General features: G+C 63.3%; 16 protein-coding genes. 2 read left to right on the forward strand and 14 right to left on the reverse strand.

What is annotated here, in order from left to right; translation table 11 throughout:
• The 11 genes from ACIQ17_RS20365 to ACIQ17_RS20415 form a co-directional block, all read right to left on the reverse strand.
• A partial coding sequence (locus ACIQ17_RS20365) for a response regulator (protein ID WP_398470890.1) occupies positions 1 to 277 on the reverse strand: 277 nt, incomplete at its 3' end.
• An 83-nt stretch (positions 278 to 360) separates the two neighbouring features.
• On the reverse strand, positions 361 to 1071 hold the full coding sequence (gene phoU, locus ACIQ17_RS20370) for a phosphate signaling complex protein PhoU (RefSeq protein WP_398470892.1): 711 nt from the start codon (positions 1069 to 1071) through the stop codon (positions 361 to 363).
• Positions 1072 to 1099: 28 nt separating this feature from the next.
• Positions 1100 to 1924 carry a phosphate ABC transporter ATP-binding protein PstB gene (pstB, locus tag ACIQ17_RS20375; protein ID WP_398470893.1) on the reverse strand — a complete coding sequence of 275 codons (825 nt, stop codon included), beginning with the start codon at positions 1922 to 1924 and terminating at the stop codon, positions 1100 to 1102.
• The gene (gene pstA / locus ACIQ17_RS20380; RefSeq protein ID WP_398470907.1) at positions 1921 to 2766 is read right to left on the reverse strand and encodes a phosphate ABC transporter permease PstA; all 846 of its coding nucleotides are present in this window, start codon (positions 2764 to 2766) and stop codon (positions 1921 to 1923) included. The genes pstB and pstA overlap by 4 nt, the downstream gene beginning before the upstream one ends.
• Positions 2767 to 2778: 12 nt before the next feature.
• Positions 2779 to 3777, reverse strand: coding sequence for a phosphate ABC transporter permease subunit PstC (gene pstC, locus ACIQ17_RS20385; protein WP_398470894.1), 999 nt, complete (start codon positions 3775 to 3777; stop codon positions 2779 to 2781).
• A 145-nt stretch (positions 3778 to 3922) separates the two neighbouring features.
• Positions 3923 to 4933 (reverse strand): phosphate ABC transporter substrate-binding protein PstS, encoded by a 1011-nt coding sequence (gene pstS / locus ACIQ17_RS20390; RefSeq protein WP_398470895.1) that lies wholly within the window; start codon positions 4931 to 4933, stop codon positions 3923 to 3925.
• 543 nt (positions 4934 to 5476) lie between these two features.
• A complete protein-coding gene (locus ACIQ17_RS20395; RefSeq protein ID WP_398470897.1) occupies positions 5477 to 6775 on the reverse strand; it encodes an ATP-binding protein in 1299 nt (432 codons plus the stop codon).
• Positions 6776 to 6842: 67 nt separating this feature from the next.
• Positions 6843 to 7889 carry a lysylphosphatidylglycerol synthase domain-containing protein gene (locus ACIQ17_RS20400; protein ID WP_398470898.1) on the reverse strand — a complete coding sequence of 349 codons (1047 nt, stop codon included), beginning with the start codon at positions 7887 to 7889 and terminating at the stop codon, positions 6843 to 6845.
• Between the two features lie 289 nt (positions 7890 to 8178).
• Positions 8179 to 8709: a DinB family protein gene (locus tag ACIQ17_RS20405; protein ID WP_398470908.1), complete on the reverse strand. Its 531-nt coding sequence runs from the start codon at positions 8707 to 8709 to the stop codon at positions 8179 to 8181.
• A gap of 2 nt (positions 8710 to 8711) precedes the next feature.
• Complete coding sequence (locus ACIQ17_RS20410) at positions 8712 to 9011, reverse strand: hypothetical protein (RefSeq protein WP_398470899.1); 300 nt, start codon at positions 9009 to 9011, stop codon at positions 8712 to 8714.
• Complete coding sequence (locus ACIQ17_RS20415; RefSeq protein WP_398470900.1) at positions 9008 to 10411, reverse strand: OmpA family protein; 1404 nt, start codon at positions 10409 to 10411, stop codon at positions 9008 to 9010. Before ACIQ17_RS20415 ends, ACIQ17_RS20410 begins: the two co-directional genes overlap by 4 nt.
• 174 nt (positions 10412 to 10585) lie before the next feature.
• On the opposite strand from ACIQ17_RS20415, the gene ACIQ17_RS20420 reads away from it, so the two are divergent.
• Entirely contained in the window at positions 10586 to 11641 is a 1056-nt protein-coding gene (locus ACIQ17_RS20420; RefSeq protein ID WP_398470902.1) for a polysaccharide deacetylase family protein, read from the forward strand.
• Between the two features lie 159 nt (positions 11642 to 11800).
• On the opposite strand, the gene ACIQ17_RS20425 is transcribed toward ACIQ17_RS20420, so the two are convergent.
• Entirely contained in the window at positions 11801 to 12529 is a 729-nt protein-coding gene (locus ACIQ17_RS20425) for a CBS domain-containing protein (RefSeq protein WP_398470903.1), read from the reverse strand.
• A gap of 272 nt (positions 12530 to 12801) precedes the next feature.
• Here ACIQ17_RS20425 and ACIQ17_RS20430 point away from each other — a divergent pair, with 272 nt between their 5' ends.
• Entirely contained in the window at positions 12802 to 13608 is an 807-nt protein-coding gene (locus ACIQ17_RS20430; RefSeq protein ID WP_398470904.1) for an SDR family NAD(P)-dependent oxidoreductase, read from the forward strand.
• 130 nt (positions 13609 to 13738) lie between these two features.
• Here ACIQ17_RS20430 and ACIQ17_RS20435 read toward each other — a convergent pair whose 3' ends face one another.
• Both ACIQ17_RS20435 and ACIQ17_RS20440 read right to left on the reverse strand, forming a co-directional pair.
• Positions 13739 to 15784, reverse strand: coding sequence for a methyl-accepting chemotaxis protein (locus ACIQ17_RS20435; RefSeq protein ID WP_398470905.1), 2046 nt, complete (start codon positions 15782 to 15784; stop codon positions 13739 to 13741).
• Between the two features lie 203 nt (positions 15785 to 15987).
• On the reverse strand, positions 15988 to 16278 hold a 291-nt coding region (locus ACIQ17_RS20440; protein ID WP_398470906.1), incomplete at its 5' end, for a NifU family protein.

Genomic DNA, 16278 nt, shown 5'->3' on the forward strand with positions numbered 1-16278 from the left:
GCACGCGCTCACTCTCCTCACCGCGGGCGGTGAGCATGATGATCGGCAGCGCCTTGGTCTCCGGCCGCGCACGGAGGCGACGGCACAGTTCGATGCCGGACAGGCCGGGCAACATCCAGTCGAGGACCACGAGGTCCGGCACGCGCTCTTTCAGGCGGGTGTCGGCATCGTCGCCGCGGGCAACCGTCTCGACGTCGTAACCTTCGGCGTCGAGATTGTAGCGCAGCAGCGTGGTCAGAGCTTCCTCGTCTTCCACTACCAGAATGCGCGCGTTCATATGGCTAGCTTCCTATCTGTCGTTCAAGGACGTCGCGGCGAGCGTGGCTCGCCGCGGGCGAGCTCGGCTCGTAACTACGAGCCTCAGCTCACCGGAGTCGCGAAGTTGGTCATGTCGCCCTTCGGGCGCTTGTCGACCATCTGCTGACCTTCGATCATGTAGAACACGGTCTCGGCGATATTGGTCGCGTGATCGCCGATCCGTTCGATGTTCTTGGCGCAGAACATCAGATGGATACAGAACGAGATGTTACGCGGATCTTCCATCATATAGGTCAGGAGTTCGCGGAACAGCGAGGTGCAGATCGAGTCGATTTCCTCGTCGCTCTTCCACACATTCATCGCCGCCGGCAGGTCATGCGCGGCATAGGCGTCGAGCACGGCCTTGACCTGGGTGTTCACCAGATCGGTCATGTGTTCGAGGCCGCGGATCAGCTTCAGCGGGTGGAAGTCGCTGTCCAGCGCATTGACGCGCTTGCCGATGTTCTTGGAGAGATCGCCGATACGCTCGAGATCGGTGGCGACGCGGAGCGCGCCGACGATCTCGCGCAGGTCGACAGCCATCGGCTGGCGCTTGGCGATGGTGAGGACGGCGCGTTCTTCGATCAACCGCTGCAGGTTGTCGATTTCAGCGTCGGCAGCCACCACGCGGGCGCCGAGGGCGACGTCGCGGCGGATCAGGGCGTCGACGGACTCTGCGATCTGGCGCTCGGCCAGGCCGCCCATCTCGGCGACGAGACGGGTGAGTTCCTGAAGATCGTCGTCGAAGGCCTTGGTCGTGTGTTCAAAAGCCATAGGTCAATCCTCTTGCGACCTGGTCGCGTCAGCCGAAACGGCCGGTGATGTAATCCTGGGTGCGGCGGTCGCTCGGCGAGGTGAAAATCTTGTTGGTCTGGTCGAATTCGACCAGTTCGCCGAGATACATGAAGGCGGTGGTGTCGGAGACACGCGCGGCCTGCTGCATGTTGTGGGTCACGATGGCGATCGTGTACTGATCCTTCAATTCGTCGATCAGCTCCTCGACCTTGGCAGTCGAGATCGGATCGAGCGCCGAGCAGGGCTCGTCGAACAGGATCACTTCCGGGCGCACGGCGATGGTGCGCGCGATGCACAAACGCTGCTGCTGGCCGCCCGAGAGCGACAGGCCCGAAGCGTTGAGCTTGTCCTTGACCTCGTTCCACAGTGCACCGCCACGCAGCGCCTTCTCGACGCGCACGTCCATCTCCGCCTTGGAGATCTTCTCGTAGAGGCGGATGCCGAAGGCGATGTTTTCATAGATCGTCATCGGGAACGGGGTCGGCTTCTGGAATACCATGCCGATACGGGCACGCAGCAGATTGAGGTCCAGCTTCGGGTCCAGAATGTTCTGGCTGTCGAGCATGACCTGACCTTCCGCGCGCTGACCCGGATAGAGGTCATACATGCGGTTGAAGATGCGCAGCAGCGTGGACTTGCCGCAGCCCGACGGACCGATGAAGGCGGTCACGCGGTTGGTGGCGAGGTTCAGGTTGATCTTCTTCAGGGCGTGGTGTTCGCCGTAGTAGAAGTTCAGATCGCGGACGCTGACCTTGGGACGGGCATCGCCCTGCACCATGGACGGCGGCATCGAGACGCTGGGATTGGCGGCGGACACAGAGAGATCACTCATTTTGCTTTCCTCTCGGCGCCGAGAATGCGCGCGCCAATGTTCAGGGCAAGGACGGTCAGGGTGATGATCAGCGCGCCGCTCCAGGCGAGCTGCTTCCAGTATTCGTAGGGGCTCTGGACGAAGTTGTTGATGGTGACCGGGAGGTTGGCCATCGTCTTGCCGAGGTCCAGGCTGAAGAACTGGTTGCTCAGTGCGGTGAACAGCAGCGGCGCGGTTTCACCGGCGACACGGGCGGTCGCCAGCAGCACGCCGGTGATGAGACCGGCACGCGCCGCACGATAGGCGATCCGCTTGATCACCAGCGAGCGCGGCAGACCGAGCGCCGAAGCCGCTTCACGCAGCGGGTTCGGCACCAGGCCGAGCATGTCTTCCGTGGTGCGGACGACCACCGGGATGACGATCACGGCGAGCGCCAGCGAACCGGCGAAGGCCGAGAAGCCACCCATCGGAACAACCACCGCACCGTAAACGAACAGGCCGATGATGATCGAGGGCGCCGACAGCAGCACGTCGTTGATGAAGCGGATCACCGAGGTGAGTTTGTCGTGCTTGCCGTATTCCGCCAGATAGGTGCCGGCGAGCAGGCCGAGCGGCGCACCGATGCCGACGCCGATCACGGTCATGATGACCGAACCGACGATGGCATTGAGCAGACCGCCTTCGGTGGAGCCGGGCGGCGGCGTGTTCTGGGTGAAGATCTGCACGCTGAGGCCGGCGAGACCGTTGTAGAACAGCGTGAACAGGATCAGCGCGAGCCAGGTGACGCCGAAGATCGCGGCACCCATGCACAGGCCGCGGACGATCTTGTCGTTGCGGCGGCGCGAGACGTAAATCGGGTTCATCGTTGTCATGACTTACTTCCCTGCCTTCTTTTCGAGGCGCAGCAGCATCAGGCGGGCAGCCGACAGCACCAGGAAGGTGAGCACGAACAGCAGCAGGCCGAGCAGGATCAGGCCGGACTGATGCAGGCCGTCGGATTCAGCGAATTCCGATGCGATCGCCGCCGAGATCGTGGTGCCCGGACCGAAGATCGAGCCGGTGATGCGGAACGAGTTGCCGATGATGAAGGTCACCGCCATCGTTTCGCCGAGCGCGCGGCCGAGGGCCAGCATGACGCCACCGATCACACCGACGCGGGTGTAGGGAATGACGACGTTGCGAACGACTTCCCAGGTGGTGCAGCCGACGCCGTAAGCCGCTTCCTTCAGCACCGGGGGCACCGTCTTGAACACGTCGACCGAGATCGCCGTGATGAAGGGCAGCACCATGATCGCGAGGATCAGCGAGGCGTTGAACAGCGACAGATAGGACGGCGGACCGGCGAAGATGGTGCCGAGCACCGGCACGCCTTCGAAGGTGGCAATCAGGAACGGCTGGAAGTGGTTGGCCAGGAACGGGCCGAGCACGAAGAAGCCCCACATGCCGTAGATGATCGAGGGGATGCCGGCGAGCAGCTCCACCGCCATGCCGATCGGGCGGCGCAGCCAGTTCGGGCACAGTTCGGTGAGGAAGATCGCGATGCCGATACCGACCGGAATGGCGATCGACATGGCGATCAGCGAGGTGACGAGCGTGCCGTAGATCGGGCCGAGCGCACCGAGCACCGGCGGTTCAGCCGACGGCGCCCAACGCTGCGTGAACAGGAAGGAGAAGCCGAACTCCTTCAGCGCCGGCCACGCACCGGCGATCAGCGACAGGATGATGCCGCCGAGAATGAAGAGCACCGACAGCGCCGAGATGCGCGTCAGCCAGTAGAAAACCTGGTCGCCGGTCTTGAATGCGTTGAGCGCCTTGGCGCGGTCATACGGTCCAGCGGCGTCCATCGAAGAGCTCTGTACGGCCATATCTGCCACGCCCAGTCCCCTGTGTTGTTACCTGATACCCGAAACACGACACCCTGAATGGGCCTGCCAGGGCGCGAAGTTCAAAAAGAAAAGAAAAATCAATCAGAAAGAAGCGGAGGAGAGATGCCCCTCTCCTCCGCGCAAGAGCTGAAGCTTAGCTCTTGATGTCCGAAGACCAGGTCTTCTCGATCAGCTTGACGACCGAGTCCGGCATCGGGATGTAGTCGAGCTCTTCAGCAGCCTTGCCGCCCTTTTCGAACGACCACTTGAAGAACTTGATCGCTTCAGCCGACGCCGCCTTGTCGGTCGGGGTCTTGTGCATGAGGATGAAGGTCGCAGCGGTGATCGGCCACGAAGCTTCGCCCGGCTGGTCGGTCAGGATCACGTAGTAACCCGGAGCCTTGGCCCAGTCGGCGTTGGCAGCAGCGGCCTGGAAGGCAGCGATGGTCGGCTGCACCGGCTTACCGGCCTTGTTGATCATGCCGGTCGAGGTCAGCTTGTTCTGCTTGGCGTAGGCGTATTCGACGTAACCGATGGCATTCTTGGTCTGACCGACATTGCCGGCGACGCCTTCATTGCCCTTGGCGCCAACGCCAACCGGCCACTCGACAGCGGTACCGGTGCCGACCTTGGTCTTCCAGTCAGCCGAGGCCTTGGAGAGATAGTCGGTGAAGTTGAAGGTGGTGCCCGAACCGTCCGAACGACGAACCACGGTGATGGCAGCCGACGGCAGCTTCAGCTTCGGGTTCAGCTTGGCGATCGCGGCGTCGTCCCACTTGTTGACCTTGCCGAGATAGATGTCGGCCAGCAGTTCGCCCGAGAGGACGAGCTCGCCCGACTTGATGCCTTCGAGGTTCACGACCGGAACGATTGCGCCCATCACCATCGGCCACTGAACCAGGCCGTCCTTTTCGAGCTGCTCGGCCTTGAGCGGCGCGTCGGTGGCACCGAAGGTCACGGTCTTGGCCTGGATCTGCTTGATGCCGGCGCCCGAACCGATCGACTGGTAGTTCAGACCGTTGCCGGTTTCCTTCTTATAGGCGTCGGCCCACTTCGAGTAGACCGGGAACGGGAAGGTCGCGCCGGCACCGGTGATGTCGGCAGCGAAGGCCGAGGTCGACGCGGCCACGAGGCCCGCAGCGACGATCGCTTTGAGGAATTTCATGGGTATCTCCAATTTGTCGTGAGCGATGCGCTTGTGCGCCCGATAGCGCTCACCCCGCCCATGTAGGTGCGGTCGGTTGAGCTTTTATGATAGTCAGATGACAGTTGGATGACTACGACAAGCCATTGATAACGTTATCGTTTATCGGATTTACATACCGATATCCGCGGCGTAATCGGGGTTTCGGCGGGCTTTCATGACAAAACTTGTGCAGCGCGGGAACACAGGTTCCAGCGGTTAACAATATGTTTCAATGGGAGGAATCCGCCTTTTCGCCATCATTCGGCTTCGTGCCACCGGAGCGCGAAAACAGCGTGGTGACGCCATGTCGCAGGGGGAGATTTTTGAGATTTTGGCGGCTGACGAAACGCGCCGAGGCCGCTGGCCTCCCTCCCCCAAGCCGCGCAGCGGCGCAGTGGGGAGGGTCCGCCGTTAGGCGGGGGTGGGGTCTATCCCACGGAAGGACGGAGTTTGGGGAAGCACCCCACCCGGCGCTACGCGCCACCCTCCCCATTCGCTTCGCTCCGGGGAGGGAGAACGCGCTTACGCGCTTTTCCCAGCCACCTTGGCCTGCGGAAATGCCGCCGTGAAGGTCGCGCCGTTCTTGGGCACGCTCTCGATCAGCAGCCGTCCGCGGTGACGGTTCAGGATGTGCTTGACCAGCGACAGGCCAAGGCCGGTTCCGCCCTGGGCCCGGCTGTCACCGACATCCACCCGGTAAAAGCGCTCGGTGAGCCGCGGCAGATGTTCCGGCGCGATGCCGGGGCCGAAATCGCGCACGGAGACTCGGATTTCCGAAGCCCCATCGGTGGTGGATGCGGGCGCCAGGGTCACCTCGACCCGCCCACCCGATGCGCCATATTTCAGCGCGTTCTCGATCAGGTTCTCGAACAGCCGCAGCAGTTCTTCGCGGTCGCCCGCGACGAACACGGGGCCGTCCGGCAGGTGCATCTCGATCTTGACGCCGCGCTCGGTGGCCAGCAGTTCGAGACTGTCGCCGACCTGACGGATGATTGGGAGAATGTCGATCAAGGCTTCGGCCCGCACATGCGCCGACAATTCTACCCGCGACAGCGACAACAGATCGTCGATCAGGCGCGCCATGCGGCTTGCCTGGGTATGCATGATGCCGAGAAAGCGCTCCCGAGCCTTGGCGTCGTCCTTCGCCGGTCCTTGCAGCGTGTCGATGAAGCCGGACAAGGTTGCCAGCGGCGTACGCAGTTCATGGCTGGCATTGGCGATAAAATCCGCGCGCATTTCCTCGACCCGGCGGATCGGCGTCTGATCGTGAAACGTCATCAGCATGCAGGTGTCAGTGCCGCCGAAGGCGGTCGGCACGGACACCGGCGTGATCATCAGATCCATCCAGCGATCGACCGGCACGTGATCGACATAGGAGGTGCGGCGCGGTTCGGTATTGGCGATGGCCTCGCGCAAGGCGCTGATGATCTCCGGCGAACGCAGCGCGAATTGCGCCAGTTCGCCCTTGCGCAGCGCCGGCGCCAGCTGCTCTGCGGCAGCGTTGAGATGAATCACGCGGCCGGCGCGATCGAGCAGCACCGCCGGGTCCGGAATGCCGCCGACCACGGCGCGCACCGCCGGCTGTTCGACCGGATTGACCAGCGCCTCGTCGCGCGCGGCGTCACTGTCATGCAGGCGCCAGGGCACCAGCGCAGCGCCGGCGATACAGGCGAACACGATGACCGCACGCAACGGCGTCAACTCACCGAAAAACACCAGGGTGGCCAGCGCCAGCGCGGCGACGAGCAGGATGATCGCGGCATGTCGCAGACGATCCGGCCAGGGAGAGAACATCGACGGAGGGGAAGCTTCGATAGCCATCGGGCGATTTCTCTTTCGGCAAGGTCTCTTTCCGGCAGCGTTTCAATGCGCTGCGGGCGCCTGTTGATTAGGCGGCTGGACCGCCGTGATCGTTCAACGTCCGTCCAACACTGGACGAAGCTTCATTCGCGACCGGTTGCATTTTTTTTGATCGCGCGCTGACAATAAGCTCGCGAAACGTCAGTAACATGACTGAAATAAAGAACGGCGTAAGGTAATACAACACCCGAAACAGCAGCATGCCGGCCAGCAGCTGCTCCTGGTCCATCATCTCCAGGCCGACAAGCATCGCCGCGTCGAACACGCCGAGACCACCCGGCGAATGGCTGGCAAAGCCGAGCAGCGTCGCCGCCACGAACACCACCGCGACGGTGACGAAATCCACCCCGGGAGTGTTCGGCACCAGCAGATACATCGCCAGCGCGCAGAAGCCGAGATCGACGATGCCGATCACGATCTGCAGGAGCGTCAGCGGGCCGCCCGGCAGCACCACCGACCACGGTCCACGCCCCACGCTGCGCGGCTTCATCCACACCCAGATCACATAGCCGACCAGGCCCGCGAGCACGACGTAAGCGAGGACGCGGTTGACCGCCGGCGGCACCTGGTTGATCGCGCTTGCGGCTTCCGGATGATAGGCGATGCCCATGCCGAGCACTGCGAGATTGCCGAGCCAGAATGTGAGGCCGGCGAGAAACACGATCTTGGCGACATCGACCGCCGAGAGATTCCAGGCCGAATAGATGCGGTAGCGCACCGCGCCGCCCGTGAAGACGCTCGCGCCGACATTGTGGCCGATGGAATAGCTGGTGAAGGCCGCCAGCGCATTGATGCGGTAGGGCACATCCTTGCGGCCGATGGTGCGGACCGCGAACCAGTCATAGAAGGTGAGCGTGAAATAAGCCGCGGTCACCGACAGCGCCGACAGCACGATGAGCTTCGGGTCGGTCTCGGCGATGAACTTCAGAACCCGCGCCGTGTCGACGTTACGGAGCTTGTGGTAGAGCATGTAGCAGGCGACGGCGATCACCGCGATACTGGCGAGGACACCGAGTTTGTGCAGGATTTGCTTCTCGCGCAGAAACGTCGACGTCCTGCGTATTGCTTCCAGCATCTCAACCTCGAATGCGATCCCAGTTCTTGGGACGTCGGCCAGTTTCGTCAAACCCGCGCTTGTCAAAGCAACACGGCGGAACCGCTACCTCATCACGTTCGCCACGCCGTTTCCAGCACAACCCTCGTAGCGCGTTTTGGTGCGAAACGGAAACCGGATGCGTGAACAAAAGCGAGCCTGCTCAGTCTATTAAGCGAGACCTAACAAACCATCCACGCGGCCCGGCAGCGCTGCGTCAAAATGCCGGTCCGGCGAAAGTCTCACATATCACCGTGAGGTTTTCGTGACCCTAGACCGCCGATTTGGCAGCAAGGCGCTGATAGAACAGAAGATCCAATTCCGGCGCTTTGCCGGTGATCCCGGTCAAAATCGCGTGGGCCTGGCCGCGATGATGGGTCTGATGGTTGAACCAGTGCGCCAGCATCGGCATCAGCGGTTCCTCGAATTCCTCGGGCGTCGAAACCCGGCGATATTTGATGGTGCCGGCCAGCCTGTCTTCGTCGAGGCCGTCGATGAAACCGACGATGCGGGCATCCTCCGCTTCGCGCGCGACGCGCAGGCCGGCGAAATCATCATGCAGGATGGCATCGAGCTGGCCCGGCGCATCGCCGCTGCCGGTGAAACGCTGCAGCCAGATGCGGTCGGTGACCAGCAGGTGGTTGAGCGTGCCATGCAGCGACTTGAAGAAGACGCCGCGGTCGGCACGGTAATCGGCATCATCCAGTGCGGCAGCCGCCTCATAGAGCCGGCCATTGGCCCATCGGTTGTAGCGTCCAAACGCCCGGTAGTGATCGAGCGTCGCTTTGCCGACATCCGCCATGGTCAGCGAAACCGCGCCTGCTGCCGCGTCACGACGATGTCGCGCAGCCACGAGCCGATGGCGCAACCGACCAGATAGAAGCCGAGCAACGCGAGGCCGAGATCGAGCCAATAGCCGAAACGGCCAGGCACCAGTTTCGCCGCGGCAATGCCGATGATGATCATGGCGAGCACGGACAGCCGCTGGATCCAGACCCGCGGCACCGACGGGCCGCGATAGACCACGGCAATCCAGCCCATGCAGAAGCCGATCACGAAGGCGCCGAGCAGCCAGCCCCAGAGAAGCGTCGCGATAGTGGTCATGGATTCGGCCTCACCACGAATTCAATCCGGCGATTCTGCAGCTTGCCGTCTTCGGTGTCATTGGCCGCCAGCGGCAAGGTGGCGCCGTAGCCAATGGCTTCGAAACGATCGCCGGACAGACCAGCCTTGATCAGATAGTCCTCGACCGCCGCCGCGCGCTTTTCCGACAGGGTCTGGTTGAACGCCGGATCGCCATCGCCATCCGTATGGCCGACGATGTCGAACTTGGTCGTCGGGCAGCGCATGGCGATTTCCACCAGCCGGTCGAGCAGCCCGGCCGAATCCGCATTGATGCTGGCGCTTGCCGTCTCGAAGCGAATGCGGCCCTTGGTCAGGTTCTGCTTGAACAGCTGCTGGCACACGCTGGCATCCACCGGCGCCGCAGCCGGCTTCACCGACACCTCCGCCTTGGTCGTCCAGCCCTGCGGCAGCTCCTTGGCGAGGCCGCCGCGGATCTGTTCGGCAGCCGCATCATAAAGCGCATCGCCGGACAGTCTCACTTCGCGATCATTGATCACCAGCGATCCCGTCGACAGCCGCGACAGCGCCCCCAGCGCCGATGTCACCGCCGGCGCGAAATTGCCGGGCGCGCCGATGCTGGCCTTCAGGTTATCGACGATCTTGTCATTGGTGAATTTGCGCTGGGCCGCGGCGACCAGTGCCGCATGGACATTGTTGTCCGGCACATAACCGCTCAGGGTCAGCGTGTTCGCCACCGGATCCTTGTTCGCCTGGAAGACGTAAGGCGGCGCCTTCACCTCATTGGCGGTCACCGTAAAACCTTCCGGCAGGTTCTTCAGCGCTGCTGCGATCGCTTCGCGGCCGCCGAGATCGCGCGCCTGGCCTGTGATGCTCACTGTGGCGTCCATGATGGTCGCCTTGCCCTCTTTCAGCTTGGCAACCTGATCGAGCAGCAGCACAGCGGCGCCATCGAAACGGGGCGGCGCGCCGCGCTTGAGGCCGGTGCGGTCGGAGACTTCGGTTCCCGCCAGCGCGGCCTTGGCGGCTTCGGCGATGCGCGCCTTGCTCGCCGGCAGCGGCGTGGTGCCCCACAGGGTCACGCGCACATTGTCGCGCTCGGCGACCCAGACGAAGGGCTTGGCTTCGGCGACCAGGCGCGTCGCATCATTGACCAGACGCACGCCCGGCACGGCCTCGACGGAGCCGACCGCGCTGCGCCGCCCCTCTTCCGAGAACGCCTCCGCGGCAAAGCGCACGTCACGACCGGCGGTAGCGATCTGCGTTTTATCAAGAACAGTGCTTTTCAGCGCCTCTGTGCTTCGCGCCGTCAACTCTGCCTCAAGGGGGAGCGTGCTAAACCAGGCGGCAACGACCCAGAGAATGGCGAGTGGAATAAGCCCAGGCCACCATTTGGCGCTCCACCTGTAAAAACCGTGCATTCGATGTCCCGCGGAATGGAAGCAGAGAGAAAACAAACCCTTGCGGGACTGTCAAACTGAAATCAAGGCCAAGCCCAAGCCATGCCTCTGGCATCACCTTTGGTATTGGAATAACGCTTTGTTCAACCGTTTCTGATCATGTCCGTGGGTCGCGTCAAAGTGCTGGGTCACAAGATGAAGCAGATTCGTAACACGATCATTCGTGCCGGCCTGGATGCACTTTATTTCAGCGGTGCGCATCGCGTGTTGCGACCCTTTTTCGGCGGCGTCGGCACCATTTTCATGTTGCACCACGTCCGCCCCGCCCATGCCGGCCTGTTCCAGCCGAACCGCCACCTCGAAATTACCCCCGACTTCCTGCGTGCAACCCTGGCCTATCTGCGCGCCACCGATGTCGATATCGTGACGCTGGACGAGATGCGCCGCCGCCTCAAGGAGCAGGATTTTTCGCGCCGCTTCGCCTGCTTCACCTGCGATGACGGCTATCGCGACAATCGCGACCACATGCTGCCGGCGATGCAGGATTTCGACGCACCGTTCACCGTCTTCGTCACCAGCGATTTCGCGTCCGGCACCGGCCGGCTGTGGTGGATCGCCCTCGAGCGCGTGATCGCGAAGCTCGAGAAACTCGACGCTCCCATCGACGGCACCATGGTTCGCCTTGCCACAAGCTCGCTGCCCGAAAAGGACATGGCGTTCGACCGACTGCATGGCTGGCTGCGCGGCCTCGGCGAGGACGACCTGCGCCGCGCGATGAGCGCCCTGTGCACACAGGCCGGCATCGACGAGGAAGCGATCAGCCGCGAACTCTGCCTGTCATGGGACGAGCTGAAGCCGTTCGCTGCCGATCCGCTGGTGACCATCGGCGCGCATACGCTCAGCCATTGCAATCTCGCCCAGCAGAGCGAGGCCGTGGCCACCCATGAATTGGCCACCAGCCGCGCCAATATCGAACAGGCCCTGCAGAAGCCCGCATTGCATCTCGCCTACCCCTATGGTGACCGCGCCGCAGCCGGCAGTCGCGAGTTCGCACTGGCGCAAGCCGCCGGCTTCCAGACCGCCGTGACCACGCGGCCCGGCGTGATCGTCGCGGAGAATGCGACCCAGTTCACGGCGCTGCCGCGCGTGTCGCTGAACGGCAATTATCAGGACACGCGCTATCTGCCGGTGCTGACCTCCGGCGCCGCCACCGCCATGTGGAACGGTTTTCAGCGCGTGGGGCAAGGCTAACACTGTCATCCCGGCGAACGCCGGGATCCATAGCCTCTGTCTCATCAACAGACAAAGAAAGCCGCGGCCTTCGAGTCATAACACTGCGGACGGTGTGTATGGATCCCGGCGTTCGCCGGGACGACACTGAGTGCATCACCGCCGCCGGCGGCATCCCCATCAAACTCCCGTCATCACATGCTTCGTATCCGTCGGCGGAAAATACGTCCCTGACATCGGATCGACCCAGCACAGATGCTCGCGCACGCGGGAGACGCCGGCGACGTTTTCCGTCGCCACCACGATGGCCTGCCGCACATTCTCGTCGGTGATGAAGCCGATGATGTCGACCACGCCATCCTTCACCCGCACATCGAGCCCGGCCGGCACCCATTCGCGGGATCGCAGCACCGCCAGCACACGGCGGCGGACCAGCGCGTCGCTGGTGCCGATCTCGGCGGTGTTGCGTGTGACATCGGCGATGGCGGCGACGAAATTATGCCGGCTGACGATGCCGACCAGGCGATCGCCCTGCACCACCGGCACGCGCTTGATGCGATGCCGCTCCATGATCTCGACGATATCGGCCAGTTCGGCATCCGGGATCACCGAATAGACCGTCGGCGTCATGATCTCATGCACTTTTCGCCCGGCTTCGCGCACGAAGTCGACGGCCTGCCGGCCGGGCCCGCGCAAGAATTCGAGCCAGCGCGGACGCTTGATCTCGGTGCCGAGCTCCTGACGGCGCAGGAAGTCGCGCTCGGTGACAATGCCGATCAGCTTGCCGTCCTCATCGACCACGGGCAGCCCGCTGACATGATGATCGATCATCAGCTTCGCCGCGTCATGGATCGACGCATCCGGCGCGATGGTGACGACATTGCGGGTCATGATCTGATGGGCCTTCATGGCTGCCTCCTTCGGGCGAACGGACCGCCGGATCGATCCGGCAGGAGGAGCCTACGCCGATGCAGGATGGCGGCTTTGATTTGGAGCAATCGGGAGCACAGCCGTAGGATGGGTTGAGCGCAGCGATACCCATCACCACACGCACCGAGCCGCGATGGGTATCGCTCCGGCGCTATCGCGCCTCCGCTCAACCCATCCTACGCAACTGCACCGATTTGCGCTTCGCGCCATCCACGCTACGATCAGCACAAACACAACAAACGGGAGGCGTCATGTTCACGGATCTGTTTTCGCTCAAGGGCCGCGTCGCATTGGTGACCGGCGGCTCGCGCGGCATCGGCAGGATGATCGCCGCGGGCTTCCTCAGCCAGGGCGCGGCGAAGGTCTATATCACCGCGCGCAAGGCAGCCGCCTGCGAGGCGACGGCGAAGGAGCTGAGCGATGCCTATGCCGGCGAATGCATCGCCTTGCCGATTGATATCTCCACCATGACCGGCATCGACATGCTCGCCGCCGAGATCACGAAGCGCGAGCCGAAGCTCGACATCCTCGTCAACAATGCCGGCGCCGCCTGGGGCGCTGAATTCGACGAATTTCCCGAGAGCGGCTGGGACAAGGTGATGACACTGAACGTCAAGGCGCCGTTCTTCCTCACCAAGGCGCTGGCTGAACCGCTGCGCGCCGCAGGCTCGGCAAGACAGCCCGCCAAGGTGATCAATATCGCCTCCATCGACGGCATCTTCGTCAATCCGCTGGAGACCTATTCCTATGCCGCGAGCAAATCCGGCCTGATCCACCTGACGCGGCGCATGGCTGCGAAGCTGATCAGGGACCATGTGGTGGTGTCAGCCATCGCACCCGGCCCGTTCCAGTCCGACATGAACAAGGCCGCGCGCGACAATGCGGATGAAGTGGCGACGAAGGTGCCCGCGGGCCGCATCGGCACTGACGAAGACATGGCGGGCGCCGCGATCTATCTCGCCTCGCGTGCGGGAGATTATGTGGTCGGCACCACGCTCGCCGTGGATGGCGGCATCGTCTATGCGAATCCGGGGATTGCCGGCGCGGGTTGGGATTGAAGACGCCGTAGCCCGGATGGAGCCCAGCGTAATCCGGGGACCGGCGGAGCGATTAAAACTCCGCCGTCATCCGTATGATCGTCTGAATCCCGGATTGCGCTACGCTCCATCCGGGCTACGGACGAGAGCCTTACGCCGCCCGGATATTTTCCATGAAGCGATCGAGCTCCGCGCGCAGGCGCGTGCTTTCCGCCGACAGCGTCTGCGCCGAATTCAGCACCTGACCTGACGCTGCACCGGTCTCCGTCGCACCGCGATTGACCTCGGTGATGTTGCCGGCGACCTGCTGCGTGCCATGGGCGACGCGCTGGACGTTCTGCGCGATTTCCCGCGTGGCTGCGCCCTGCTGCTCGACGGCGCTGGCGATCTCCGAGGCGATGCCCGAAATTTCGCCGATCGTGTTGCCGATCTGCTTGATCGCCGCCACCGAATCCTGCGTTGCGCTCTGCATGCCCGCGATCTGCGTCGAGATTTCCTCGGTCGCCTTCGCGGTCTGGCTGGCCAGCGACTTCACTTCCGAAGCCACGACGGCGAAACCGCGACCGGCATCGCCGGCACGCGCCGCCTCGATGGTTGCATTCAGCGCCAGCAGGTTGGTCTGTTCGGCAATCGCGGTGATCAGATCGACGACATCGCCGATGCGCTGGGCAGCGCGCGACAATTCGCCGATACGGGCGTCGGTGAGGCGCGCCTGCTCCACCGCACTGTCGGCGATGCGGCTGGAATTCTGCACCTGGCGGCCGATCTCGTTGACCGAGAGCGACAGTTCTTCCGTCGCCGTCGCCACCGACTGCATGTTGGACGAGGCTTCGTCCGAGGTCGCTGCGGCCTGGCCGGACAGCTGTTCGGTGGTCTCGGCGGTGCGAGTCAGCGTGTTGGCTGCGGTTTCGAGCTCGCCGGACGACACCGACACGCTCGACACGATGGAGCCAACGGCGGATTCGAACTGGTCGGCGAAGCGGATCAACTCGCCGCGGCGCAGCTGATCGGCTGCACGGTTCGATTCTTCCTGTGCGGCCGCATCGCGTTCGGCCTTGGCCACGGCCTGCACCTTGAACTCTTCCACGGCGCCCGCCATGTCGCCGAGTTCGTCGCGGCGGCCGAGGCCCGGCAGCACCACGTCGAAATCGCCGGCGGCGAGCTTGCGCATCGCCGCGCACATTTCGGTCATCGGCTTGGCAATGCCGCGGCCGAGCAGCATGGCGAGAATGGCGCCGATCACGAAGCCGCCGAAGCCGAGGATCATGATCAGCTGCTTGGTGTCGGTGACGGTCTTGTCGGATTCGGTCTCCATCCGATGCTGCTCGGACAGCATGTCGGCCTTCATTTCCGACGAGAGCTTGGTGATCGCCGCAGCGCTCTCCGACATCTCCTTGGCGAGACCATCGACCTTCTTGGTGTTCTCGACGAACTTGGTGAAGGCGTCGGCATAGAGCTTGGTGTCGGCCACGATCTCCTTCACCTTGCCGTTGATCTTGTCGTCATTGGAATAGACGGTCGCGAACTGGTTCTGCAGGAACTTGATGCGCGCGGTCGCGGCGTTGGACGTCTTGTCCTCGGCCTTGCCGATATAGGTGTTCACCAGCGAGGTCGCGGTGATGAACTGCGTGGTGATTTCCTTCACCTGATCCTGCACCGACGCCAGGCCGGCCATGATCGCGGTGTCGCCGAGATCGTCGATCTTGTTGCGCAGCATCAGGCTGGTGCGCGAGAGCTGGTTCGCCGCGATCTGGTCGTTCTCGCTCTTCACCGCGAGGATGTCGGCGAAGATCTTGGTGAAGGTGGTGAATTCACGCGACAGGCGGGTGACCTTGTCGAGGCGCGCCGAATCCGTCGCGGCCTTCATCGACTGGTCGATGGCATCCTTCAGCGCCGCTTCCGCTGCCTTCGCCGCCTTGGCGTCGGCCTCGGCGCTGGTCAGCACGTAATAGCGGGCCAGAGCCTGATAGGAGGTCAGTTCGCGGTCGATGTTACGGGCGAGGCCCGATTCCGCGACGGTGGTGCGATAGGAGACAACGCCTTCGGCGATGCGCTCGAAGCCCAGATAGGCCATGCCCATGCTGATGGCCGAGATGAGCAGCACTGCGGCGAAGCCCAGCGTCACCTTGGCGCGGAACCTGAGAGCAGGAAATTTGATGAAAGCCGGCTTCGTCCGGACAGGCGTCGTCGTTGCCACTTTAGGGCCCCCCGTTTCTCACTCCCGATACCTCATCTCCAGGCGCAGCCCGCACCTGAAGCGAGTGCCCAAACCTACGGCAGAGAAGCTAAGAGCGAGTAAACGGTTACCTGTCCCTCTCAAGGTTGCGGCAGGCGAACAGGGCGGAAGGCACCGGATTCAGGCGGCAAGCCCGCCGCGACCGGTGCTTCCCGGGAGCAGGCTCAGATCGGCCGGACTTCCTGCACTTCGGGAACGAAGTGCTTCAGCAGGTTCTGGATGCCGTGCTGCAGCGTCGCCGTGGACGACGGGCAGCCCGAGCAGGCCCCCTTCATGGCGAGGTAAACGATGCCGTCCTTGAAGCCGCGGAAGGTGATGTCGCCACCGTCATTGGCCACGGCCGGGCGCACCCGGGTCTCGATCAGGTCCTTGATCGTATCCACGGTCTCGGCGTCGTCATCGTCGAAGAACTCGTCCTCGTCCGAAACGTCGCCCTCGGGTGCACTGCCATCGGC

It is taken from the genome of Tardiphaga sp., from assembly GCF_044340795.1.
Lineage (GTDB): Bacteria > Pseudomonadota > Alphaproteobacteria > Rhizobiales > Xanthobacteraceae > Tardiphaga.

Coding starts and splice junctions, on each gene's coding strand:
- phoU (WP_398470892.1), bottom strand. CDS start 1,071: ATGGCTTTTGAACACACGACCAAGGCCTTCGACGACGATCTTCAGGAA.
- pstB (WP_398470893.1), bottom strand. CDS start 1,924: ATGAGTGATCTCTCTGTGTCCGCCGCCAATCCCAGCGTCTCGATGCCG.
- pstA (WP_398470907.1), bottom strand. CDS start 2,766: ATGAACCCGATTTACGTCTCGCGCCGCCGCAACGACAAGATCGTCCGC.
- pstS (WP_398470895.1), bottom strand. CDS start 4,933: ATGAAATTCCTCAAAGCGATCGTCGCTGCGGGCCTCGTGGCCGCGTCG.
- ACIQ17_RS20395 (WP_398470897.1), bottom strand. CDS start 6,775: ATGGCTATCGAAGCTTCCCCTCCGTCGATGTTCTCTCCCTGGCCGGAT.
- ACIQ17_RS20400 (WP_398470898.1), bottom strand. CDS start 7,889: ATGCTGGAAGCAATACGCAGGACGTCGACGTTTCTGCGCGAGAAGCAA.
- ACIQ17_RS20405 (WP_398470908.1), bottom strand. CDS start 8,709: ATGGCGGATGTCGGCAAAGCGACGCTCGATCACTACCGGGCGTTTGGA.
- ACIQ17_RS20410 (WP_398470899.1), bottom strand. CDS start 9,011: ATGACCACTATCGCGACGCTTCTCTGGGGCTGGCTGCTCGGCGCCTTC.
- ACIQ17_RS20415 (WP_398470900.1), bottom strand. CDS start 10,411: ATGCACGGTTTTTACAGGTGGAGCGCCAAATGGTGGCCTGGGCTTATT.
- ACIQ17_RS20420 (WP_398470902.1), top strand. CDS start 10,586: ATGAAGCAGATTCGTAACACGATCATTCGTGCCGGCCTGGATGCACTT.
- ACIQ17_RS20425 (WP_398470903.1), bottom strand. CDS start 12,529: ATGAAGGCCCATCAGATCATGACCCGCAATGTCGTCACCATCGCGCCG.
- ACIQ17_RS20430 (WP_398470904.1), top strand. CDS start 12,802: ATGTTCACGGATCTGTTTTCGCTCAAGGGCCGCGTCGCATTGGTGACC.